The sequence below is a fragment of the Cognatilysobacter xinjiangensis genome, from assembly GCF_014651995.1.
In the GTDB taxonomy this organism is placed as follows: domain Bacteria; phylum Pseudomonadota; class Gammaproteobacteria; order Xanthomonadales; family Xanthomonadaceae; genus Cognatilysobacter; species Cognatilysobacter xinjiangensis.
Genome location: NZ_BMXY01000002.1, coordinates 124600 through 147479, shown reverse-complemented (window position 1 = coordinate 147479; position 22880 = coordinate 124600). Strand labels below are relative to the sequence as shown.

The following is a 22880-nucleotide window of genomic DNA, read 5'->3' as shown; positions in this document are numbered from 1 at the left end:
GCGATCAGCCCTTCGCGGCCGGAGCCGCCGCCTTGGCCGGCGCGGCCTCGGGCTGCCAAGCCGACGCCTTCACCGGCGCGCCCGGCTGGGCCTTCTGCAGGCCGGAGACGATCACGCGGTCACCCGGGGCGAGGCCCTTCTCGACGACCCAGTTGGGGCCCTGAGCGCGGTCGGCGGTGATGTCCTTGCGCACGACCTTGTTGTCGGCGCCGACCACCAGCACGTAGGCGCTCTGCGCGTCGCGCTGCACGGCCGCCTGCGGGATCAGGAACACGTTGCGCTGCAGGCCGAGCGTGGCGCGCACGGTGACGAACGTGCCCGGCAGCAGGCGGCGGTCCGGATTGGCCAGGCGCGCGCGCATCGACACCGCGCCGGTGGCCGGGTCGACGGTGCTGCCCTCGAAGTCCAGAGAGCCGCGCTCGGCATGGACGGTGCCGTCGGGCAGCACGACCTGCACGTCGCGGTCGCCGGGCTCGCCCTCGCTCTGCGCGCGGCGCAGCTGGTCGAGCTCGGCGATGGAGATCGAGAAGTTGGCGTACAGCGGGTCGATCTGGTCGATGGTGGTCAGCAGCGTCGCGGTGCCCTGCCCGACCAGCGCGCCCTCGGTGACCTGCGCACGGCCCGCGCGGCCGGAGATCGGTGCGCGCACCGTCGAATAGCCGAGGCTGATGCTTGAGCTCGACAGCGCGGCGCGCGCCTGCTGCACTGCGGCCGCGGCGCTGCGCTCGGCGGCGAGCGCGTTGTCGAGGTCGGAGCGCGAGATGAACTGCGACGGCGCCAGGCGGCGCGCGCGGTCGGCGGCGGCGCGGGCATTGGCGTAGGTCGCCTCAGCCTGCGCCAGCGCCGCACGGGATGCGCCGGTCTGCGCCTGCAGCTCGGCCGGGTCGATGGTGAAGAGCACCTGGCCCTCGCGGACGTCGGCGCCTTCCTCGTACACGCGGCGCTGCACCACGCCCGGCACGCGGGCGCGCACGTCGGCGGTGCGGAACGGCGCGAGCCGTCCGACCAGCTCCTTGCTCAGCGGCACGGCCTGCGGCTGCGCGGTGATCACGCCTACCTCGGCCGGCGGCATCGCGCCGCCCGGGCCCATGCCTTGCTGCGGACCCTCGCCGCGGCCGCAGGCGGTCAGCGCGAGGAACAGCACACCGGCCGCGGCGAAATTGCGCGTGTTGGACATTCTGGGAGCTCCAAAAGGGGAAGGCGCCGCACGGTCGGCATGCGCGCACCGGAATTTATGCACCGCCCAGTATAGCAATGGCCGCTCGGCGCTCCCGGGCAAGAAGTCATACCGCCGCTGCGCTGCCGACATACGGCCGGTTCCGCTCATGACCTTGTGTCGCACGATGTTTTGAACGCACGAAGGCGGCGTGGCCGGCCGGGCGCGGGCCGCATAGACTGGGCGCATGACCTTTACCGCCTCCACGCTCAGCGGCAGCAAGCCCGAGCAGTACGCGCAACTGCTCGACCAGGCGCGCGGACTGCTGCACGGCGAGCGCGACCGCATCGCCAACGCGGCCAACCTGTCCGCGCTCGTCTACAACGCCCTGCCCTCGCTCAACTGGGTCGGCTTCTATTTCTACGAAGGCACCGAGCTCGTGGTCGGGCCGTTCCAGGGCCTGCCCGCCTGCGTGCGCATTCCGCTCGACAAGGGCGTCTGCGGCGCCGCCGCCTCCACGCGCGAGACCCAGCGCGTACCCGACGTGCATGCGTTCCCGGGCCACATCGCCTGCGATTCGGCCTCGCGCTCCGAAGTCGTCATCCCGCTGATCGCGAAGGACGGCTCGCTGATCGGCGTGTTCGACCTCGACAGCCCCGAGCCCGACCGCTTCGATGCCGACGACCAGCGCGGCCTCGAGGCGATCGCGCGCGCCTTCGTCGATTCGCTGGCCTGACGCCATGACCGACGCGCCGAAACTGCTCAACATCGGCGGCAAGTCGGCCGCGTGGCTGCGACAGGTCGGCCTGCGCACGTGGGACGACGTCAACGCCATCGGCGCGGTCGACGCCTACCTGCGCGTCAAGCGCGCCGGTTTCAAGCCCAGCCTCAACCTGCTCTACGCGCTGGAAGGCGCGCTGCTCGGCTGCCATTGGCAGCAGGTCGCGATGGACCGCCGCGTCGAACTCGCCGCGCAGGCGCAGGCCGGCGCCGCGCTGCTGCCGTCGGCGCGCCGCATGCCCGCCGCGTCGGCGGTCACGCTCACCATGGGCGATGCGCAGGACATCCCGGCGGCCTCCGAGGAAAGGAACGAACTCTCGTTCTGATCGCATCGCGTGCCGCGGGCCACGCACGCGCTGCGTCTTTCCCGTAGACTCCACGCCGCTTTCAGGTGACCCGCCGCCGTCCGGCGCCGGGTTGAAACGGGAAGCCGGTGACGCGCGATCGACACGATCCGCCAGTCCGGCGCTGCCCCCGCAACGGTAAGCGAGTCGTTCCACGGCATCGGCCACTGTGACCACGTCACGGGAAGGCGCCAAAGGACGGATGGCATCGCCATCCAGCTCGCGAGCCCGGAGACCGGCCTGGAAGTCGACTGGTTGCGATGCGGAGGGCGTCGCGGCGGCTCGACGCCCGCCGTCGCTCCGTTCGTGCCTCTCCACGCGACTCCCTTTCACGCACGGCGTGGGGCCGTGCCCGCTGGAGTGCTGTACCGATGACGTTCCGAATCCTTTCCGCGGCCGTACTGGCCGCGCTCGCCATGCCTGCCCTTGCCGACGCCACCGACCCGCTCGACGAGGTCGTGGTGACCGCCAACCGCACGCCGATCGCCGTGCGCGACGTGCTCGCCGCCGTCGAGGTCATCGACCGCGAGGAGATCGAGCGCAGCCAGGCGCGCTCGCTGCCCGACCTGCTGCGCGGCCGCGCCGGCGTGTCGATCGGCAACCAGGGCGGCCTCGGCAAGCTCAGCACGCTGTTCCTGCGCGGCAGCGAATCCGACCACGTGCTGGTGCTGGTCGACGGCGTGCGCATGGGCTCGGCGACGTCCGGCCTCGTTTCGTTCCAGGACATCCCGGTCGAGCTGATCGAGCGCATCGAGATCGTGCGAGGCCCGCGCTCGAGCCTGTACGGCAGCGAGGCGATCGGCGGCGTCATCCAGATCTTCACCCGTCGCGACGCGGGCGCGGTGTCGCCGCGCTTCTCGCTGGGTGCCGGCAGCCGCGATACCTATGAAGCCGGTGCCGGCCTCGGCGGCCGCATCGGCCGCGGCTGGTTCGGCATCGACGCCGCACGCCAGCAGACGCGCGGCTACGACTCCTGCCGCGCATCCTTCAGCGGCGGCTGCTTCGCCGACGAGCCCGATCGCGACGGTTACACGCGCGACTCCGTGTCGCTGCGTGCAGGCGTCGAGCTCGTTGATGGCCTCACGCTGGACGGCAACGCGCTGCGCGCCGAGGGCGACAACGAATACGACGGCTACTACAACCGCTCGAAGACGGTGCAGCAGGTCGCCGGCGCCGGGCTGACGTGGAAGCTCGCCGAGCGCGCATCGCTGCGCGCGCAGGCCGGCCGCAACCGCGATGCCTCGGACAACTTCAGCGACGACGTGTTCGCCGGCGACTTCGCCAGCAACCGCGACACCGTGTCGCTGCAGGGCGACTTCGTTCTTGCGGCCGGCCAGCGCCTGAGCGCGGGCACCGAGTGGCAGCGCGACCAGGTGAGCAGCACCACCGAATACGTCCGCGTGCGCCGCATCGATCGCGCAGGCTTCCTGCAGTACCAGGGCGACTTCGGCGCCTTCGACCTGCAGGCCAGCGCGCGCCGCGACGACAACGAACAGTTCGGCGAGCACGACACGGGCAACCTCGCCATCGGCTTCGACCTCGGGCGCGACTGGCGCCTGACCCTCGGCGCCGGCACCGCGTTCAAGGCGCCGACGTTCAACGAGCTCTACTACCCGTTCGGCTACAGCAACCCCGAACTCTCACCGGAACGCGCGCGCACCGTCGAGGGCGGGCTGTCCTGGAAGTCCAAGGTCGCCAACCTGCGGCTGGACGTCTACCAGACCGACGTCGACGACCTCATCGCCTACAGCTCGCTCACGCGTCGCCCCGAGAACATCGAGCGAGCGCGCCTGCGCGGCGCCGAGCTCGGCGGCGATACGACGATCGCGGGATGGATCGCCAACGCGAGCCTCAGCTGGGTCGATGCCGACAACCGTACGGTCGCGGGCGACGTGCACACGCTGCCGCGTCGTGCGCGCCAGAGCGCGCGCCTCGACCTCGATCGCGAGTTCGGTGCGTTCAGGCTCGGCGTCACCGCGTCCGGCGAAGGGGAGCGTTACGACGACCTCGCCAATACGCGCCGGCTCGGCGGCTTCGCCACGTTCGACCTGCGCGCCGAGTACGCCTTCAATGCCGACTGGCGTGTGCAGGCCCGCGTGGAGAACCTGTTCGATCGCGACTACGAGACCGTGGAGTTCTACCGCCAGCCCGGCCGCGGCCTGTTCGTGACGCTGCGATATGCTCCGTCGCGCTAGGGCCGCAGGAACGCGGCGTCACGGAGGATCGATCATGAAGAAGCGGGTTCTCGTCGCCATGCTGGCGATGCTTATCGCAACAACGGCGCACGCAGCAGAGCCGGTGCGGCTCGATGCATCGTCGGACGCGGCGGCGGAGGCGAGCTGGAAGCGCATGGTGGCGTCCAGCAACGCGTCGAAGAAGCAAAAGCTGCTGGAGGCCATGCTCAAGATCAATTTGGCAGGCGTTAAGACCGCGAGCGACGTCGTCGATCACCCGGAAATGCACAGCCTGGGAATCGCGAGAATCAAAGAGCGCGTCGCCGGCATGACGGCCGACGAGATCATCGAGTATGGCGAGCGCGTGGGCACTGCGCAGATTGAAAGGACGGAGGTCGTACCCGTTCTGCCGACACCGGCGGAGCTGCAGTAGACCTTCGCTTTCGCGTCAACCGACCGCCGGCCTCGCGCCGGCGGTCTTCGTTTCAGCGCCGGCCGGGTGCCGGCATCAGCGCAAGGCGCTCGAAGTCGATGCGCATGCCGACCATGTCGGGGCGCACGGCGCGCAGCGTGCACACGAGGTCCTCGTAGCCCGCGGCGAGCTGACGGAACAGCGCGGCATACGCCGAGCGGCCGGCGTCGGCGATGCCGAGGTACGCGCTGCGGCCGAGATCCATGAAGTAGCCGACGTCGACCCGCCGGCGCTCGGCGAGCGCGGGGTACAGGCCGGCGATCAGCAGGCAGCGGTCGCCCACCTCGCGCAGCGATTGGTCGCGCAGCCGCCCGGCCTGCGCATGCGCACGCAGCCAGTCGAGTGCCTGCGTTCGCGTCAGCAGCTGGCCGTCCTTCTGGTGGCGCAGCAGCATGAAGACGAGATAGCTCTCGCGCGACTCGTCGTGCGCGCACCCCGCGCGCTCGGCGGCTTCGGATACCAGCGCCTGCCACAGCTCGACAGGCGCCCCGTGACGTAGGTGCATCGCCTCTTCCTCCCTCTGCCGCGCTCCGCCCGCGGCGACGGCCGGCCGGATCGCACCGGCCGTGGAAGATGTAGCGAAGCGGCGATGAACGGCCGCTCAAGTCCGCTCGGGACTCAGCGGCGATAGACCCAGTGGCGCGACAGCACGAAGCCGATCACGCCGAGCATGAATTCGACGGCGGGCTTGGCCAGCCAGGCCCAATGCAGGCCGATGACATCGTCGATGGCGCCAAGCGCCCACGTACTCAGGATCGTCGTGCCGACCCACATCAGCGCGAAGCGACGGAACTGCGTACCGCCCAGTGCGGTTTCCTCGCCGTTGAAGGTGAAGCGGCCGTTCATCCAGAAGCCGAGCATCGCGCCGGCGACGCGACCGACCACGTTCGCGGGCTCGATCAGCATGCCGGCGTGGCTGAGCGCGACCACCACAGCCCAGTCGACCAGCCACTGCACGAGGCCGATCGTGAGGTAGGCACGGCTCTGTCGACTCAGGCTCATTCGGATGCGTCGCGTGCAAGGCGCCAGCACTCTACAGGCCCGGCGGTCATCGCGCGGTGGGCGCCCGCACGCGCGAGGCCGGCGCGCCGCGCCGGCGTGGCGTCCTTGGCGCGCAGCAGCACGAAGTCGACCTCACGCGCCTGCAGCAAGCGTGCCCAGACGGCGCCGGTCGCGTCCTGGTCGGCGGCTAGCGCGTCCGCATGCAGGACCGGTGCGTACCAGGTGGTGGTGAGGCCGTTGCCGGCGAGTTCGGCGTGGCTGGCGTCGCCGAGGTCGAGCACGCGCGCATCCGGCCAGCGGCGGCGGATCGCGTCGATGAGGCTGCGCTCGGGCACGTAGCGGTCGAACAGCGGCGCATCGCGGCCCAGTGCGCCGACCGCACGCTTGATCGCACCGGTATGCAGCATCCAGTTCGCATTGGCTTGGTACGCGAGGTCGAGCACGCAGAGCGCCGCGAGCATCACCAGCGCGGTGCGCCGTGTGTACAGCCGCACGAGGGTGGCCACCACCACCGGCAGCATCACCACGATGCCCGGGACGACGTAGCGCGCATACGCGATCACCGTCATCGGCAGTACGACCGCCAGCAACCCGGCGACCGCCGGCCAGCGCGTACGGCGGTCGAACAGCGCGGCGAAGGCCGCACCCGCCAGTGCGATGAGCAACATGCCCAGGCCGCCGTCGAAGGCCTCCAGATGACGCCCGGTCAGGAAGGTCATCGACCACGGCAGCGGCAGGCCGGGCAGCGCCTGCCAGCGCGCGTCGTTGAACGCGGTCGGCGCGAAGCAGCGCGAGAGGAACACGTCATTGAACAGCGGCAGCACGGGATTGCCGCAGATGCGCCACGCCGTCGCATAGCTCGATGCGGCGATGCCGAGCGCCAGCGCGACGGCCAGCAGCGGGGTGACGACGCCACGCCCGCGTGCGGTCCGCGCGACGGCGATCGCGACCAGCCCGATCGCGGCCAGCGGATGCATCGCCTTGAGCCCGCCGAGAAAACCCGCCAGCACGCCCACGGCGAGCAGGCCGCGTGGCTCGTCGCGCGTGGCCAGTGCGAGCAGCGCCAGCATCGCGGCCATCGCCGGGAGCTCGGTCTGCATGCCGCCGAGAAGCGCGGTGACGGGCGGCAGTGTCGCGAGCAAGGCCACGGCCATCCAGCGGAATTCGACGGGCGCGCCGAGGCGCCCGGCGATGCGCGCGACCAACGCGGCCGACGCGAGCAGCCACGCGGTATCCAGCGGACCGCGCGCTTCGGCCCGTGCGAGCACCTGCGCGATGCCCTGCAGCACGTCGCCCGCCCATGGTGCGAGTGCCCAGGCCTGCATGGAGGTGTCGAGCGCGTAGCGCCCGTTGCGCAGCAGTTGCCAGGGCAGGCCGAGGTGATACGCGAGGTCGTCGTACTGCATCGTCGGCAGCCAAGCACCGGCCGACGCGAGCCCGAGTGCGAGCATCCCGGCCGCGGCGACGCGGGGCGACGCGTGCACCGACGCGTGCCACTCGGCCAGCGATGTGCGCGCCATGTCGGCGAGTACGCGCCGGCGTGCGAACACCAGCGCCAGCAGCAGCGGCGCGTAGAGCCACGCGCGATGCACGGGCAGCGGCAGCAGCCAGCCGACGACGCCGGCAACGACGCCTGCGCCGACGACGAACGCGAGCGCTGCGTCGCACACGAACAGGCTGCCGATCGCCATCGCGCCCGCAGCCAGCAACACGGTCGCGAGCACCGGCAGCGGCCCGGCCATCGCGACCAGCGCAAGCAGGCCGACGATCGCCATGGCGTCGGCCATGCGCATCGCGCGTACGCGCCGCAGCACCCAGGCCAGGCCCAGCCACAGCAGCGCGAGCGCGAGCGATTCGCCGAAACGCCCCGCGGGCAGTTCCACCCAGGTGCGGTGGATGACGAGGCCGGCCGCGCAGGCGAGCAGGCCCGCCTCGACGAGGCGTCGCTGCAACGGGACGCCGGGCGTCGTGGAAAGGGTCGGGGTCTGCACGCGCGGCATGGTAAGCAGTCGCCGCGCGCGTCGCATGTGCGCCTTGACCGCCGCGCCTGCGCGTCGCCGCTAGAATCGACGCTTTCCCGCTTTCCGGATCCGCCATGGCCGCGCCGCTCCACGTCGTCATCCTCGCTGCCGGCGAAGGCAAGCGCATGAAGTCCGCGAAACCGAAGGTGCTGCAGACGGTGGCGGGCGTGCCGATGCTGCAGCACGTCGTCGACACCGCGCGCACCCTCGAGCCCGCCGGAATCCACGTGGTCTACGGCCATCGCGGCGAGCAGGTGCGCGACGCCTTCGAAGGCCAGGACGACCTCGACTGGATCGAGCAGGCCGAACGCCTCGGCACCGGCCACGCCGTCGTGCAGGCGATGCCACAGGTCGAGCAGGACGCGCGCGTGCTGGTGCTCTACGGCGACGTGCCGCTGATCCGCACCGAGACGCTCGAGCGCCTGCTCGAAGCCGAAGGCCGGATCGCCATGCTCGCCACCGAACTCGACGATCCCACCGGCTACGGCCGCGTGGTGCGCGACGCCGCGGGCAAGGTGGCGCGCATCGTCGAGCACAAGGACGCCAGCGACGACGACCGCGAGATCACCACCGTCAACACCGGCATCCTCGTCGCCGATGCCGAGCCGCTGCGGCGCTGGCTGGGGCACCTGTCCAACGACAACGCGCAGGGCGAGTACTACCTCACCGACGTGTTCGCCGCCGCGGCCGACGAGTTCAGCCCGGCCGAGATCGTGCTGGTGGAGGACCCCGTCGAGGTCGAGGGCGCCAACGACCGCTGGCAGCTCGCGCAGCTCGAGCGCGCGCTGCAGCGCCGCTGCGCGCAGGCGCTGTGCGTGGCGGGCGCGAGCATCGTCGACCCGGATCGCTTCGACCAGCGCGGCGTGGTGCGCGTGGGGCTGGACGTGGAGATCGACGTCGACGTGATCCTCGAAGGCGAGGTCGAGCTCGGCGACGGGGTGCGCATCGGGCCGTTCTGCAGGCTCAAGGACGTCAAGCTCGGTCCCGGCACCGAGGTGCGTGCGCACTGCGACCTCGAGGGCGTGGTGGTCGAAGGCGCCGCGCAGATCGGCCCGTTCGCGCGGCTGCGCCCGGGCACCGTGCTCGCCGACGGCGTGCACATCGGCAACTTCGTCGAGACCAAGAACACCGTGATGGGCGTGGCCAGCAAGGCCAACCACCTGAGCTACGTGGGCGACGCGGTGATCGGCACCAAGGTCAACGTCGGCGCCGGCACCATCACCTGCAACTACGACGGCGCCAACAAGCACCGCACGACGATCGAGGACGAAGCCTTCATCGGCTCCAACAGCGCGCTGGTGGCGCCGGTGACGGTGGGCCGCGGCGCGACCATCGCGGCCGGTTCGGTGATCACCCGCGACGCGCCGGAAGGCGAGCTCACGCTCGCCCGCGCGCGGCAGGTCACGCTGCCGGGCTGGCAGCGGCCGGTGAAGACGCGCAAGTGACCGTCGACATCCGCATCGGCCGTGACGCGGTCGACGTGGACGTCGTGCACGGCTGGCTGTCGCGCGAGTCGTACTGGGCGGCCGGCATTCCTCGCGACGTCGTGGAGCGCGCGCTCGACCACTCGCTCTGCTTCTCCGGCTACCTCGGCGATCGACAGGTCGCGTTCGCACGCGTTGTGACGGACTGCGCCACCTTCGCCTACCTCGCCGACGTGTTCGTGCTCGAAGACGCGCGCGGACACGGGATTTCGGCGCGCCTCATGGACGCCGTGCTCGCGCACCCGGGCCTGCAGGGCCTGCGCCGCTTCATGCTGGCCACGCGCGACGCGCACGGCCTCTACGCCCGCTACGGGTTCGCGCCACCCGCGCATCCCGATTCGCTGATGGAGCGCTACGCGCCGGGCGTCTACGCCGGCGCCAGCTAGCCTTCATCGCGGCGTCTTTACGTTCTTCACGCACACTCGACGGCGGCCGCCACGGGCGAGACAGGATCCGCTCCGGCGCGGCCCCGCGGTGCGGCCGCGCCGCAGGAACCGTCGTCATTCCGGTGCAGGTGCGATCCATGGCCCTTTCTCCGCATGCCGCCGAAGACGTCGTCGCCCGACGTCCCGCCCCCGACCGCCTGCGCCGACGCGTCGCCGAGCTGCTCGCCTCCGCCGGCGTGCGCCTGGACGGCACGGCGCCCACCGACCTGCGCGTGCGCGACCCGCGCTTCTTCACCGAGGTGCTGAGCCGCGGCTCGCTGGGCCTCGGCGAGACCTACATGGATGGCGCTTGGGAGACCGACGACCTCGACGGCCTGCTGACCCGGCTGATGCGCGCGCGCCTGCACGAACGCGTGCACGGGCTGGACGCCTGGTGGACCGTGGCGCGCGCCACGCTGCTGAACATGCAGTCGCGCCGCCGCGCGCGGCGCGTCGGCCGCGTGCACTACGACCTCGGCAACGACCTGTTCCGCGCGATGCTGGGCGAGCGCATGGTCTACAGCTGCGGCTACTGGGCGCGTGCGGCGACGCTCGACGAGGCGCAGGAAGCCAAGCTGGACCTCATCGCGCGCAAGCTGGAGCTCGCACCCGGCATGAAGGTGCTGGACATCGGCTGTGGCTGGGGCGAGGCGCTGAAGTTCATGGCCGAGCGCTACGGCGTGAGTGGCGTCGGCGTGACCATCTCGAAGGAACAGGCAGCACTCGCGCGCGAGCTGTGCCGCGGTCTGCCGGTCGAGATCCGCCTGCAGGACTACCGCGAGCTCGACGGCCGCTACGACCGCGTGTTCTCGATCGGCATGTTCGAGCACGTCGGCCTGCGCAACTACCGCCGCTATTTCGATACCGTGCGTCGCTGCCTCGCGCCCGACGGGCTGACGCTGCTGCACACCATCGGCTCGAACGTGTCGGTACGCGCCACCGATCCGTGGATCGGCCGCTACATCTTCCCCAACTCGATGCTGCCCTCGGCCGCGCAGATCACGCAGGCGTTCGAGGGCCTGTTCGTGATGGAGGACTGGCATGGCTTCGGCCCCGACTACGACCGCACGCTGCAGGCCTGGCGCGCGAACATCGAGCGTGCCTGGCCGAGCCTGCCGGCGCGCTACGACGAACGCTTCCGCCGCATGTGGCGCTTCTATCTCGCCGCGAGCATGGCGGTGTTCCGCACCCGGCAGGCGCAGCTCTGGCAGCTTGTGCTGTCGCCCGACGGCGTGCCGGGCGGCTACGCGGCGGTGCGCTGACCGCGCAGTCGGGCGGTCAGGCCGGCAGCGTCATCGACACGCAGAGCCCGCCGCCCTCGCGGTTGGCCAGCGACACGCGCCCGCCATGCGCCTCGGCGATCTCCCGCACGAGTGCGAGCCCGAGGCCGGTGCCGTTGCGCTTGGTCGAGTAGAACGGCAGCAGCGCGTTCGCCAGCACCGCCTCGTTCATGCCGTGGCCGCGATCGAGCACCTCGACGCGCCAGGCATCGGGCAGGCGTCGCAGTACGAGTTCCACGTCCTCGTGCGCGGAGCCGGACTCGTGCGCGTTCTTGAGCAGGTTGAGCAGTGCCTGCTCCATTTGCGCCACGTCGATGCGTACCACGCCTTCGACCTCAGTCGCGCCGCGAAAGCCCACCTGCGAGCGCAGCTGCGCGATGAAGCGCGTCCACTCCACCGGTTCCAGCCGCGGCGCCGGCAGCTTGGCGAAACGTGCGTAGTCGCGGATGAAACCTTCCAGGTGCCGCGCGCGCTCCTCGATGGTGGCCAGCGCGATCGGCAGCTTCTCGTGCTGTCCACGCCGCAGCAGCTCGGCGCCCGAATGCGCGAGCGAGGCGATCGGCGCCAGCGAGTTGTTGAGCTCGTGGCTGATCACGCGGATCACCTTCTTCCAGGTCTGCACTTCCTGCCGGCGCAGTTCGGCGGTGAGCTGGCGCAGCAGCACCAGCTCGTGGCGACGGCCGTTGAGGCGGAACTGGCGCCGCGAGAGGTGGTAGACGTCCTCGTCGTCGGCGTCGCCGACGGTGAACATCGCATCGCCGCCGCGCTCGAACGCGTCGCGCAGCGCATCGGGCGCGTCGACCAGCAGTTCGTCGAAGCCGCGCCCCTCGAGCCGCCGCCCTTCGCCGAGCATCCGTCGCGCGGCGAGGTTGCCGTGCACGATGTGGCCCGACGGCCCGACCAGCACCATCGCCACCGGCGTGTTCTGCACCATCGTGTCGAGCAGCAGCTCGCGCTGCACCAGCGCGGTGCGCTGCTCGCGAAGCACGTCGCCGAGCGCGTTGTGGCTGTCGACGAGTTCGCGCAGCTCGCCGCCGCCGTCCCATTTCAGGCCGAAGCTGAAATCGCCGTCGCGATAGCTGGCCACGGTGCCGGCGAGCGCACGAAACAGCGAATGCGCGGGCGCCAGCATGCGGCGAACGTGATAGGCGAGCAACGGCAGGTCGAGCAGCACGGCGAGCAGCACCGACGGCGCCACGTGGTGCAGCACGAAGCGGTAGAGCAGCATGGCGAGCGCGGCCGCCAGCAGCGCATGCAGCGCCGCCATCAGCGTGAAGCGCACGGTCAGCGGTATGCGTTGCAGCCAGCGCATGTCGCTCTCCCCGGCACGCCTGCAGTCCTCATGCGCGCGCGATCCCCAGGCGCTCCATGCGCCGGTACAGCGCCTGCCGGCTCAGCCCGAGTTCGGAGGCGGCCTGCGCGACAACGCCCGCATGTCGCGTGAGCGCTGCCTCGATGGCCACGCGGTCGGGTTCGTCGCCACCGGGTACCACGCTCGCCGCGGGCAGGCCGAGGTCGGCCGCGTCGATCGCATCGCCGCGCGACAGCAGCGCCGCGCGCTGCACCACGTTGCGCAGTTCGCGCACGTTGCCGGGCCAGGCATGCGCGAGCAGCGCGCGCTCGGCGTCGCCCGAGAAACGCCGGCCGCGCGGCAGGAAATGACGGGCGAGCGGCAGGATGTCGTCGGGGCGCTCGGCAAGCGCGGGCACGCGCACCTCGACCGCGTTGAGCCGGTAGAAGAGGTCCTGCCGGAACTGGCCGGCGGCGATCATCGCCGGCAGGTCCGCGTTGGTCGCACTGACCACGCGTACTTTGACGCTGCGCTCGCGGTTGCCGCCGAGGCGCTCGAAACGCCCGGTCTCGAGCACGCGCAGCAGCTTCACCTGCCCGGCCGGCGACAGCGTGCCGATCTCGTCGAGGAACAGCGTGCCGCCGCCGGCGGCTTCGAACTTGCCTTCGCGCGCGCGGATGGCGCCCGTGTAGGCGCCGGCCTCCGCGCCGAACAGTTCGGCCTCGATCAGTTCGCCCGGCAGCGCACCGCAGTTGAGCGCGACGAACGGCCCGGCTTTCGCGGCGGAATTGGCGTGCACGATCTCGGCGAACTTCTCCTTGCCGGCGCCGTTCGGGCCGGTGATCAGCACCGGCAGGTCCGAGCGCGCGACCTGGCAGGCGAGCGAGAGCGCGGCCTCGGTCGCGGCATCGGCGAACACCACGTCGCGCAGGTCGAACTCGCGGGTGAGCGCTTCGCGCCGGCGCTTTTCCGACTGCAGGCGACGGCCGATCTCCTGCCGCGCCTGCGACAGCTCCAGCAGGTTGTTGACCGAAGCCAGCAGCTTGCGGTCGTCCCAGGGCTTGCCGAGGTAGTCGGCCGCGCCGGCGCGCACGAGGTCGACCGCGGCCTCCAGGTGCGTCCATGCGGTGAGCAGGATCACCGGAAGGTCCGGATGGCGCGCCCGGATCTCGGCGAACAGCGCGCGGCCTTCCTCGCCCGAGGTGGTGTCGGCATGGAAGTTCATGTCCTGCACGACGAGGTCGACCGCCTCGCGGTCCAGCAGCGCGAGGCCCGCGTCCGGCGTCGTCGCGCTCAGCGTCTCGATGTCGTGCAGCGAGAACAGCACGTCGAGCGCGGTGGCGACCGCCGGGTTGTCGTCGATGACGAGCACGCGGGCCATCAGTGCATCGCTCTGCGCGGAGCCGTGCCCGCCCGGCGGGCACGACGTGGACGATTGGACATGCGTTCCCCTGCGGACATCAGGCGCTGCGCGTGGCGATCGCCGGTGGGACCGCGGCCGCGCGCGACGCCGGCCCGTACACCGCCAGTATGCCCAAGCCCCACAGCGCCAGCACGCCGTAGCCGAGGTAGGCCAGCGGCAGGCGCGGCAGCTCCATCGTGCTCACCAGTACCTGGTTCAGCGCGAGCGCGAGCGCGAGGCCGATGACCACGCCGATGGTGGTGATCATCGCGTTCTCGACCAGGAAGTAGCGCAGGATGTCGACCTTGCGCGCCCCCAGCGCGCGACGCACGCCGATCTGCTTGCGCCGCTGCGTCACCCACAGGCTCGCGAGGCCGACGATACCGCTGCCGGTGACCAGCAGCAGGCCGACCGTGACGCCGATCAGCATGCCCGCCACCGACTTCTCGTTCTGGTAGCGGCGCGCGCGGATCTCCTCGCCGGAGCGGCTGGCGATCAGCACGCGGTCGTCGCGCAGCTTGACCAGCGCGTCTTCCGCGGCGCGCATCACCCGCGCCTGCTGGCCGGGCTGCGTACGCACGACATACGTGCCGTCACTGACGAGGTAGCGCACCGGGAGAACGAAGCTGTTCCAGGCGTTGTCGCTGCTCTGCGCGAACGGCGTCATCAGGCGCTCGACGACGCCGACCACGCGCATCGGTTCGGCTTCCGCGCCGGAACCCAGCGTCACCTCGCGGCCCACGTAGCGCGTCGCATCGGGCCAGATTTTCTTGGCCATCTGCTGCGTGAGGATCACGCTGCCGGCGGCCAGCTGCCCGCTCTCGGGATCGACCGTGCGCACCTCGTCGGGCGTGAAGTCGCGGCCCTCGATGATCTTCACCCCCATCGACCTGGTCAGCGAGTCGGGCGTGAAGTAGGTGGCGCCGGCGATGCCCGAGTTCGGATCCTGCGGCGTGGTGGTCAGCCCGAGGTTCCAGCCGCTCTGCGTCATCGGGTACTGGTTGATCCACGCGGCATCGACGACACCCGGGATCGCTCGCAGCACCTCGACGTCGCGCTTCTGCATCGCCTCCGTGTCGGGAATATCGCCGATGCCGCCGAGCGTCATGAAGAACGTATTGGCCTCGTCGATGCCGGCGGGTCGGTTCGACCGCTCGATGCGGTCGTTCACGATGTACAGCGCGTTGGCGATGATCGCGAGCGTGAGCGCGATCTGCGCGGCGATCAGCACCGCGCCGGTCTTGCTGCGCAGCAGCGCGGACAGGATGGGACGGATTTCCATGGCGTTCTCCGCTTACTGCGACTTGAGCTGGACGGCCGGGCGCACCTGGCAGGCGCGCCAGGTCGGCAGCAGGCCGGCGAGGAGGCTGGCTACGAGCGCCAGGCCCAGCGCGGTGACGAGCATCGTCGTATCGACATGCGCGATCGCGCGGATGCGGCTGGACTGGCTCGCCATCAACGCGAGCACGCCGAAGGTGAGCGCCAACCCGAGCACGCCGCCGATCGCACCGATCACGCCCGACTCCGTGAGGTACTGCTTGAAGATCTCCGCACGCGGCGCGCCGAGCGCGCGGCGCACGCCGATCTCGCCGCTGCGCGCGGTGAACTTCGCCAGCAGCAGGCCGATCACATTGACCAGGCACACCAAAAGGAATCCGAATGCGAGCCAGGTCTGCAGGCGGCTGTCGTCGCCCACCACTTCCTGCTGCTCCAGCCACTGCATTACGTCGTACAGGCGGTTGTTGAGCGGGCGCTCGAAGCGGCCGAGCTTCTTCTGCTCGTTGACGTAGTCGTCGAGGTACTGCGCGAACGCCGCGCGGTCGCCCGGCCGGGCGAGCTCCACCCAGAACTGCACCCACACGCATTCGGAGTTCATCAGGCCCTTGTACCCGGGCTCGATGTCGCCGTTGACGTTGCAGTTGACGCTCCCGTTCGGGTCCATCTCGTTGGCGATGGCGTGGTTGAACGGCAGGAAGATGTCCTCGAACTCGTAGGTATTGCCGCCGACCAGCCGGTAGAACTTCGGCAGCGGGTTCCAGCGGTCGATGACGCCGGCGACGCGGTACTCGCGGTTGTCGAAGCGCAGCGTGCGGCCGACGGCCTCGCCGTCGCCGAACAGCCGCGAGGCGAGCTGGCGGGAAATGACCGCCACCGCGCCGCCGCGCGCGTCGTCCGACGCCGACCAGGCGCCGCCCTGGGCGAACGGCACGTCGAACATCGAGAAGAAGTCGTCGTTCACCGCGACGCCCTGCACCAGCTGCGGGCGATCGCCGGGCTTGCCGGTGGAGATCCCGCCGCTCAGGCCGAGCACGGCGGTCGAATGCGGCGCCTTGCCGGAGTTATGCAGCGCGACCGCATCGCGGTAGGTGAGCTGGTCCGGCGGATCGGGGCTGGGCTCGGGCTGCTGCGTGGGCGCGTTGTCCAGCAGCGGCACGAACAGGCGGTCGGACTTCTGCGGGATCGGGTCGCCGCTCATCGCGTGCAGCAGCGTGAGCGAGGACATGCTGGCGGCCACGCCGACCGCGAGCGTCAGCACCATCAGCGCGGTCAGCACCGGGTTGCGCCGCAGGTTGCGGAAGCCGAGTTTCAGGTAGTAGGCGAACATGGCGTCGTCCTCAGGCCTGCGCGGCGGCGTGGGTGACGGCGTGCAGCGCGGACACCGCACTGATGTCGGTGACGACGCCGTCCATGATGTGGATGTTGCGTTGCGAACGCGCGGCGAGTTCCGGATCGTGCGTGACCATCACGATCGTCGTGCCCTGCGCGTTGATCTCCTCGAGAAGCTCCATCACGCCGCGCGCCATCTGCGAGTCGAGGTTGCCGGTGGGCTCGTCGGCCAGCAGCAGGCGCGGGCTGCCGGCCAGCGCACGCGCGATCGCAACGCGCTGCTGCTGGCCACCGGAGAGCTCGGCCGGGAAGTGCTTCATGCGCGAGGACAGCCCTACCTGCGACAGCGCCTGCTCGATGCGGCGCTTGCGCTCGGCCGACGCCAGGCCGCGGTAGCGCAGCGGCACGTCGACGTTGTCGAACAGGTTGAGGTCGGGAATCAGGTTGAAGCCCTGGAAGATGAAACCGATCTTCTCGTTGCGCAGCTTCGAGCGCTGGTTGTCGTTGAGCCCGCGCGCGTCGACCCCGTCGAGCATGTACTCGCCACCGGTGAAGTCCTCCAGCAGGCCCGCGATGTTGAGGAACGTGGTCTTGCCCGAGCCGGACGGGCCGGTCACCGCGACGAACTCGCCCTCGCGGACGTGGATGTCGAGCCCGCGCAGCGCGTGGGTCTCGATCATGTGGGTGCGGTAGACCTTGCTGAGTTGGGTCATGCGGAGCATGTCGGGGGTCCTTGGCTGCGGGGATCCGGTGGAGGACTTACTGGGAGAGGGAGATCTTTTCGGCGTCGCCGAAGAGGTCGGTGCCGGCGACGACGATGCGGTCGCCCGGCTTGGCGCCGTCGAGGATCTCGACGCTGGAGATGCTGGTCGCGCCGACTCGGATCGGGCGCTTCGCCGCGCTGTCGCCGTCCACGAAGTAGGCGTAGCGGCCACCGCCCTGGTCGACGAACGGGCCGCGCTCGACCATCAGCACGTTCGGGCGCTCCTCGATCAGCACGCGCGCGGTGACGCGCTGGTTCTGGCGCAGGCCCGGCGGCTGCTTGCTGTCGGCGAAGCGCACGCGGGCGAGCACCTGGCGGTTCACCACTTCGGGCGAGATCGACGAGATCGTCGCGTTCGCGGTCGTCGCGCCGATCTGCACCTGCGCGGTCATGCCCAGGCCAAGGTCCTCGGCATAGGTCTCCGGCACTTCCAGCTCGACCTCGAGCCTGGACAGGTCGACCACCGTGAGAATGGCCGTATTGGCCGGCACCACCGCACGGTCGGCCACCAGCGTGGTGCCGATCACGCCGTCCATGGGTGCGCGCACCTCGAGCTCGGCGACGCGGCGCTGCATCTCGGCCACCACCAGGCGCTGGCGCTGCGCTTCCTCGGCGCTGGTCTGCACGCTGAAGCCGGCGCTGGTGCCAGTGAGCTGGGCGGCCCGCACCGCATTGCGGTGCCGCACCTGCGCGCTCTTCAGCGCGTCCTGCGCGCGCAGGTAGTCGATCTCCGCAAGGGCGCCACCCTTGAAGCCGCGTTCGATGCGGGAGAGGTCGCGCTCGGCCGCCTGCAGCGCGATCGCGGCCTCGTCGGCCTCGCGCTTGGCGTCCAGGCGGCTGCGCGAGGCGGCAATGCGCGCGGTGCCGGACTGCGCTTCCAGCTGCTGCAGCGTGGAGCGCTCGCGCGCGAGTTCGCTCTGCAGCTCGGGCGAAATCAGCCGGGCGATCACCTCGCCCTTCTTCACCGTGTCGCCGGCGCGCTTCTCGAACGCCACGGTGGCGGCCACCGGCGAATAGAGCGTGGGGCTGACGGCAGCGACGACGCGGCCGTTGACCGAGGCGTCGCGCACCAGCGTGCCGCGGGTCACCTCGGCGATGCGCAGGCGCTGCACGTCGACCGAGCGGGAGCCGGTGAAGCGCGCGGCGACGCCGAAGGCGAGCACGAGGCCCAGCGCGGCCAGGCCGCCGATGAGCAGCAGGCGCCGCCGGCCGCGGCCGGGTTGGGCGGTGGAGACGCGGACGTCCTGTCCGGAGGTGTCGCGGATGGCCATGGCGGGTGGTTCGGTGCGGGCGGTCGATAACGGCAGTAAGCACGCATCGTGCCAATCGCAAGCCATTGATCGGCAAGGACCAAACCCGAACGGACGCCGTCCGCGGACAGTGTCCGCGTCCGCCGCCGGACGCGCCCCGCCGCTACACTAGCCGCCTTGTCCGAGGAGCTTCCCCATGTGCGGCATCGTTGGTGCGATCGCGGATCGCGATGTGGTTCCGGTCCTGATCGACGGGCTCAAGCGGCTCGAATACCGCGGCTACGATTCCGCCGGCATCGCGGTGCTCGACGGCGATGACGTGCGCCGCGTGCGCCGCACCGGGCGCGTGGCCGAGATGGAGGCCGCCGCGCAGCAGGAAGGCTTCCATGCGCAGCTGGGCATCGGCCACACGCGCTGGGCCACGCACGGCGGCGTCACCGAATCGAACGCGCATCCGCACGTGTCGTTCGGCGAACTGGCGGTGGTGCACAACGGCATCATCGAGAACCACGAGCAGCAGCGCGAACGACTGCGCGCGGAAGGTTATGCGTTCGAGTCGCAGACCGATACCGAGGTCATCGCGCACCTCATCCACTTCCACCAGCGCGGCGGCCATGACCTTCTCGCCGCAGTGCAGGCGGCGGTGCGCGAATTGCACGGCGCGTATGCGATCGCGGTGGTGAGCAAGCGCGAGCCGGGGCGCCTGGTCGCCGCGCGCATGGGCTGCCCGCTGCTGGTGGGCCTGGGCGACGGCGAGAACTTCGTCGCCAGCGACGTGTCCGCGATCGTGCAGGCCACGCGCCGGGTGATCTTCCTCGAGGAAGGCGATACCGCCGACGTCACCCGCGAGTCGGTGCGCGTGTTCGACGCGGCCAATGCCCCGATCGAACGCGAGGTTCACGTCTCCGACGTCTCGCTCGCCTCGCTGGAACTCGGCCCGTACCGGCACTTCATGCAGAAGGAGATCCACGAGCAGCCGCGCGCGGTGGCCGACACCATCGAAGCGCTGATGGACAACGGCGCGTTCGGGGCATCGCTGTTCGGCGAAGGCGCGGAGGACGTGCTGCGCGATGTCGAGGGCGTGCAGATCCTCGCGTGCGGCACCAGCTACTACGCCGGCCTGACCGCGCGTTACTGGATCGAGTCGATCGCGAAGATCCCCTGCAGCGTCGAGATCGCGAGCGAGTACCGCTACCGCGAAGCCCATGCGAACCCGAAGAACCTGATCGTCACCATTTCGCAGTCGGGCGAGACGCTCGACACGATGGAGGCGCTCAAGTACGCCAAGTCGCTCGGCCATGCGAAGACGCTGTCGATCTGCAACGTGCCCGAGAGCGCGATACCGCGCGCGAGCCGGCTGGTGTACTACACCCGCGCCGGCGCGGAGATCGGCGTGGCCTCGACCAAGGCGTTCACCACGCAGCTGGTCGCGCTGTTCACGCTGACCTGCACGATCGCGAAATTGCAGGGCCGCCTCGATGCCGCGCAGGAAGCCGGCTACATCGACGCGCTGCGCCAGCTGCCGGGCAGCGTGCAGCACGCGCTGAACCTCGAGCCGCAGATCGTCGCCTGGAGCGAGCGCTTCGCGCCCAAGCAGCATGCGCTGTTCCTCGGCCGCGGCGTGCATTACCCGATCGCGCTGGAAGGCGCGCTCAAGCTCAAGGAAATCTCCTACATCCACGCCGAGGCGTACCCGGCCGGCGAGCTCAAGCACGGGCCGCTCGCGCTGGTGGACGAGGCGATGCCGGTGGTCGTCATCGCGCCGAACGACGCACTGCTGGAGAAGGTGAAGTCCAACATTCAGGAAGTGCGCGCGCGCGGTGGCGAGATGTTCGTGTTCGCCGATGCCGACAGCCAGTTCGGCGAGTCCGAACAGGTCAACGTGATCCGCACGCCTCGCCACGTGGGCGTGCTCTCTCCGATCGTGCACGCGATCCCCGTGCAACTGCTGGCCTACCACGCCGCGCTCGCACGCGGCACCGACGTCGACAAGCCGCGCAACCTGGCGAAGTCCGTCACCGTGGAATAGGCCGCAAGGCACGCCGATGCGCGCATCGCATCGGCGTTTTTTTCGGTGTGCGGACCTGAACGCATCGCCCACCGTGCGATGCGCGGTTCGTCGCCGTCGCAAGCAGGGCGTAGGATGGGACGGCAAACGTTCCTTCGCGCGCTGCGCCCGGCCCTTGGCCGCCCGTGTCGCTCCTCCCACGCGTCCCGCCGCGGACGCCCTTCCGGGAGCAACACCATGCCCGACTCCGCCCCGTCCCTCCGCCCCTACGGCTGCGCGCGCATCGCGCACGGGCGGGTGCCTGCATGAACGCGCAGGTCCAGTCCGATGCGCCCGTGTGTTCGAGCTGCGATGCCGTCTGCTGCCGCCTCACCGTGGTGGTGCAGCCCGAGGACGGCATACCCGAGCACCTGACCGACACCACGACATCCGGGCTTACCGTGATGGCGCGCGACGAGGACGGCTGGTGCGTGGCGATCGACGCCGCGCGCATGTGCTGCTCGATCTACGAATCGCGGCCGCAGGTCTGTCGCAAGTTCACCATGGGCGGCCCGTACTGCGAGGCGGTCCGCGAGGACTATGCCCACTTCTACACGCGCCCGATCGCGCTAACGCTGGTCTGAGGAGATCCGATGTCGACCAAGACGACGCTTCGCTTCCCGTCCAATGCCGCTTCCGGGCGCAGGCCGGAGTCATCGCGCGAGCTCACCAGCGAGCGCATCGCGCAGGACATGGAGACCTTCGCCGCCGGGGGCGGCCACATCGAGGTGCTGGGCACCACCGTCACGCTCAAGCGGCTGGCGGACGCGGCGGAAAAGCCCGCCGCCGAGTAACGCGTCAGCGCATCGCGCCCTGCTCGGCCAGCGCGCCGGCGAAGCCCGGATCCAGCGAATCGCGCACGTCGCGTTCCACGTGCGCGAGCACGCGTTCGATGCCGTCCACGGTGCGCAACAGCGCCCGCGGCGTGTCCCCGAGTTCCGGCTCGACGGTGTCGAGAAAGCGATGGACGCGCTCGGCCGAGCCGAAGACGTCCCCCAGGGCGCGATGCAGGCGCACCAGCCGCAGCGCGCGTTGGCCTTCGGGCGAGTCCGGCTCCAGCACCGACTGGCTGCCCAGCAGGCGCGTGACCATGTCGGCATCGGTCGCCAGGATGAACTGCAGAAGCTGGTCGTCGAGCTCGAGCGTGCGCGAGGCGCGCAGCATGCCGTAGGTCAGCGCATGCGCGGACGTGCGGCCGTCGAGCAGGTGAAGTGACGTGGATTCCCCCATCCCGCGATCGTGGCCAGCGGCCGATGAGGGCGGCGTATAACGTCGGCTCCACGGCGCTCTTTCGTCAGCCACGGTTCATGCTGGCAGCGCCGCTGCTGCCTCCGCATTACGGCGCGGCCTGTAGCGTTCTGGTTTTCCCGGAGACCGCCCATGAGTCCTGCCTTCCCCCGCCGCCGCCTCGGCAATGGCCTGACCGTCTCCGCGATCGGGCTCGGCTGCATGGGCATGTCGGACTTCTACGGCCCGAGCGACGAGGCGGCCAACCTCGCCGTGCTCAACCACGCACTCGACCGTGGCATCGACTTCCTCGATACCGCCGACATGTACGGCGTCGGCCGCAACGAGCAGTTGCTGGCCAAGGTGCTGAAGACGCGCCGCGACGACGCGGTGCTGGCGACCAAGTTCGGCAACGTTCGCGCGCCGGACGGCCGCATGCTGCGCATCGATGGCTCGCCGCGGTACGTGGCCGAAGCCTGCGACGCCAGCCTCGCGCGACTGGGCATCGAGACGATCGATCTCTACTACCAGCACCGCGTCGATCCCAGTGTGCCGATCGAGGAGACGGTGGGCGCGATGGCGCGCCTGGTCGAGGCCGGCAAGGTGCGGCACATCGGTCTGTCCGAGGCGTCGGCGGCGACCATCCGCCGCGCGCATGCGGTGCATCCGATCGCCGCGGTGCAGAGCGAGTACTCGCTGTGGTCGCGCGACGTCGAGGTCGACGTGCAGCCGACCTGCCGCGAACTCGGCATCGGTTTCGTGCCCTACAGCCCGCTGGGCCGCGGCTTCCTCACCGGCGCGGTGCCTGCCGCCGACGGCCTCGCCGAGAACGATGCGCGCCGCAACCACCCACGCTTCCAGGAGGCCAATGCCGCGCTCAACCGCGCACTGGTGGACGCCGTGACGGACCTCGCGCAGGCGCGCGGCTGCACGCCCGCGCAACTCGCGCTCGCCTGGCTGCTGGCGCAGGGCGAGGACATCGTGCCGATTCCCGGCACGCGCCGGATCGAACGCCTCGACGAGAACGCGCAGGCCGCCTTCATCGCACTGGACGCCAGCGAGATCGCGCGCATCGCTGCGGTGCTCGACGCGCATCCGGTGGCCGGCACGCGCTATCCGGCGGACGGGATGGCGAAGGTCAACCTCTGACAGATC

General features: G+C 70.5%; 22 protein-coding genes and 1 riboswitch. Of the genes, 11 read left to right on the top strand and 11 right to left on the bottom strand.

Going from position 1 to position 22880, the window contains the following annotated elements; translation table 11 throughout:
* Positions 1-4 precede the first annotated feature (4 nt).
* A complete protein-coding gene (locus IE066_RS09180; protein WP_189449163.1) occupies positions 5-1177 on the bottom strand; it encodes an efflux RND transporter periplasmic adaptor subunit in 1173 nt (390 codons plus the stop codon).
* 226 nt (positions 1178-1403) lie between these two features.
* Between IE066_RS09180 and IE066_RS09175 the strand changes: the two genes are divergently transcribed.
* From IE066_RS09175 to IE066_RS09160, 4 genes are all read left to right on the top strand, one after another.
* Complete coding sequence (locus IE066_RS09175) at positions 1404-1892, top strand: GAF domain-containing protein (protein WP_189449162.1); 489 nt, start codon at positions 1404-1406, stop codon at positions 1890-1892.
* 4 nt (positions 1893-1896) lie between these two features.
* The gene (locus IE066_RS09170) at positions 1897-2262 is read left to right on the top strand and encodes a TfoX/Sxy family protein (protein ID WP_189449160.1); all 366 of its coding nucleotides are present in this window, start codon (positions 1897-1899) and stop codon (positions 2260-2262) included.
* Positions 2263-2308: 46 nt separating this feature from the next.
* Positions 2309-2538: riboswitch (cobalamin riboswitch) on the top strand.
* Positions 2539-2651: 113 nt separating this feature from the next.
* Positions 2652-4475, top strand: a complete 1824-nt coding sequence (btuB, locus tag IE066_RS09165) for a TonB-dependent vitamin B12 receptor (RefSeq protein WP_189449158.1) — start codon at positions 2652-2654, stop codon at positions 4473-4475.
* Between the two features lie 34 nt (positions 4476-4509).
* A complete protein-coding gene (locus tag IE066_RS09160) occupies positions 4510-4887 on the top strand; it encodes a DUF6694 family lipoprotein (protein WP_189449156.1) in 378 nt (125 codons plus the stop codon).
* Between the two features lie 52 nt (positions 4888-4939).
* Here IE066_RS09160 and IE066_RS09155 read toward each other — a convergent pair whose 3' ends face one another.
* The 3 genes from IE066_RS09155 to IE066_RS09145 form a co-directional block, all read right to left on the bottom strand.
* Positions 4940-5431 (bottom strand): hypothetical protein, encoded by a 492-nt coding sequence (locus IE066_RS09155; RefSeq protein ID WP_189449155.1) that lies wholly within the window; start codon positions 5429-5431, stop codon positions 4940-4942.
* A gap of 113 nt (positions 5432-5544) precedes the next feature.
* Positions 5545-5928 carry a GtrA family protein gene (locus IE066_RS09150; RefSeq protein WP_189449152.1) on the bottom strand — a complete coding sequence of 128 codons (384 nt, stop codon included), beginning with the start codon at positions 5926-5928 and terminating at the stop codon, positions 5545-5547.
* Positions 5925-7919, bottom strand: coding sequence for a hypothetical protein (locus tag IE066_RS09145; RefSeq protein WP_189449150.1), 1995 nt, complete (start codon positions 7917-7919; stop codon positions 5925-5927). The genes IE066_RS09150 and IE066_RS09145 overlap by 4 nt, the downstream gene beginning before the upstream one ends.
* Before the next feature lie 104 nt (positions 7920-8023).
* Here IE066_RS09145 and glmU point away from each other — a divergent pair, with 104 nt between their 5' ends.
* The 3 genes from glmU (at position 8024) to cfa (ending at position 11120) form a co-directional block, all read left to right on the top strand.
* Complete coding sequence (glmU, locus tag IE066_RS09140) at positions 8024-9394, top strand: bifunctional UDP-N-acetylglucosamine diphosphorylase/glucosamine-1-phosphate N-acetyltransferase GlmU (protein WP_189449148.1); 1371 nt, start codon at positions 8024-8026, stop codon at positions 9392-9394.
* Positions 9391-9819 carry a GNAT family N-acetyltransferase gene (locus IE066_RS09135; RefSeq protein ID WP_229790756.1) on the top strand — a complete coding sequence of 143 codons (429 nt, stop codon included), beginning with the start codon at positions 9391-9393 and terminating at the stop codon, positions 9817-9819. Before glmU ends, IE066_RS09135 begins: the two co-directional genes overlap by 4 nt.
* 137 nt (positions 9820-9956) lie before the next feature.
* Complete coding sequence (gene cfa, locus IE066_RS09130) at positions 9957-11120, top strand: cyclopropane fatty acyl phospholipid synthase (RefSeq protein ID WP_189449146.1); 1164 nt, start codon at positions 9957-9959, stop codon at positions 11118-11120.
* 16 nt (positions 11121-11136) lie between these two features.
* Here the strand turns inward: cfa and IE066_RS09125 are convergent, their stop codons facing one another.
* The 6 genes from IE066_RS09125 to IE066_RS09100 all read right to left on the bottom strand — a co-directional run bounded on the left by IE066_RS09125 (position 11137) and on the right by IE066_RS09100 (position 18472).
* Entirely contained in the window at positions 11137-12441 is a 1305-nt protein-coding gene (locus IE066_RS09125) for a sensor histidine kinase (protein ID WP_425488932.1), read from the bottom strand.
* A 37-nt stretch (positions 12442-12478) separates the two neighbouring features.
* Positions 12479-13810 (bottom strand): sigma-54-dependent transcriptional regulator, encoded by a 1332-nt coding sequence (locus tag IE066_RS09120; RefSeq protein ID WP_189449144.1) that lies wholly within the window; start codon positions 13808-13810, stop codon positions 12479-12481.
* Positions 13811-13889: 79 nt separating this feature from the next.
* The gene (locus IE066_RS09115; RefSeq protein WP_189449142.1) at positions 13890-15113 is read right to left on the bottom strand and encodes an ABC transporter permease; all 1224 of its coding nucleotides are present in this window, start codon (positions 15111-15113) and stop codon (positions 13890-13892) included.
* Between the two features lie 12 nt (positions 15114-15125).
* Positions 15126-16436 carry an ABC transporter permease gene (locus IE066_RS09110; RefSeq protein WP_189449140.1) on the bottom strand — a complete coding sequence of 437 codons (1311 nt, stop codon included), beginning with the start codon at positions 16434-16436 and terminating at the stop codon, positions 15126-15128.
* 10 nt (positions 16437-16446) lie between these two features.
* The gene (locus tag IE066_RS09105; RefSeq protein WP_189449138.1) at positions 16447-17160 is read right to left on the bottom strand and encodes an ABC transporter ATP-binding protein; all 714 of its coding nucleotides are present in this window, start codon (positions 17158-17160) and stop codon (positions 16447-16449) included.
* A gap of 37 nt (positions 17161-17197) precedes the next feature.
* Positions 17198-18472 carry an efflux RND transporter periplasmic adaptor subunit gene (locus IE066_RS09100; RefSeq protein ID WP_189449136.1) on the bottom strand — a complete coding sequence of 425 codons (1275 nt, stop codon included), beginning with the start codon at positions 18470-18472 and terminating at the stop codon, positions 17198-17200.
* Between the two features lie 175 nt (positions 18473-18647).
* Between IE066_RS09100 and glmS the strand changes: the two genes are divergently transcribed.
* From glmS to IE066_RS09085, 3 genes are all read left to right on the top strand, one after another.
* Positions 18648-20480: a glutamine--fructose-6-phosphate transaminase (isomerizing) gene (gene glmS, locus IE066_RS09095; protein WP_189449134.1), complete on the top strand. Its 1833-nt coding sequence runs from the start codon at positions 18648-18650 to the stop codon at positions 20478-20480.
* A 284-nt stretch (positions 20481-20764) separates the two neighbouring features.
* The gene (locus IE066_RS09090; protein ID WP_189449132.1) at positions 20765-21082 is read left to right on the top strand and encodes a YkgJ family cysteine cluster protein; all 318 of its coding nucleotides are present in this window, start codon (positions 20765-20767) and stop codon (positions 21080-21082) included.
* A 9-nt stretch (positions 21083-21091) separates the two neighbouring features.
* Complete coding sequence (locus tag IE066_RS09085) at positions 21092-21292, top strand: hypothetical protein (protein WP_189449130.1); 201 nt, start codon at positions 21092-21094, stop codon at positions 21290-21292.
* Positions 21293-21296: 4 nt separating this feature from the next.
* Here the strand turns inward: IE066_RS09085 and IE066_RS09080 are convergent, their stop codons facing one another.
* A complete protein-coding gene (locus IE066_RS09080; RefSeq protein WP_189449128.1) occupies positions 21297-21728 on the bottom strand; it encodes an antitoxin Xre/MbcA/ParS toxin-binding domain-containing protein in 432 nt (143 codons plus the stop codon).
* Between the two features lie 150 nt (positions 21729-21878).
* Between IE066_RS09080 and IE066_RS09075 the strand changes: the two genes are divergently transcribed.
* Positions 21879-22874, top strand: a complete 996-nt coding sequence (locus tag IE066_RS09075) for an aldo/keto reductase (protein ID WP_189449126.1) — start codon at positions 21879-21881, stop codon at positions 22872-22874.
* Positions 22875-22880 lie beyond the last annotated feature (6 nt).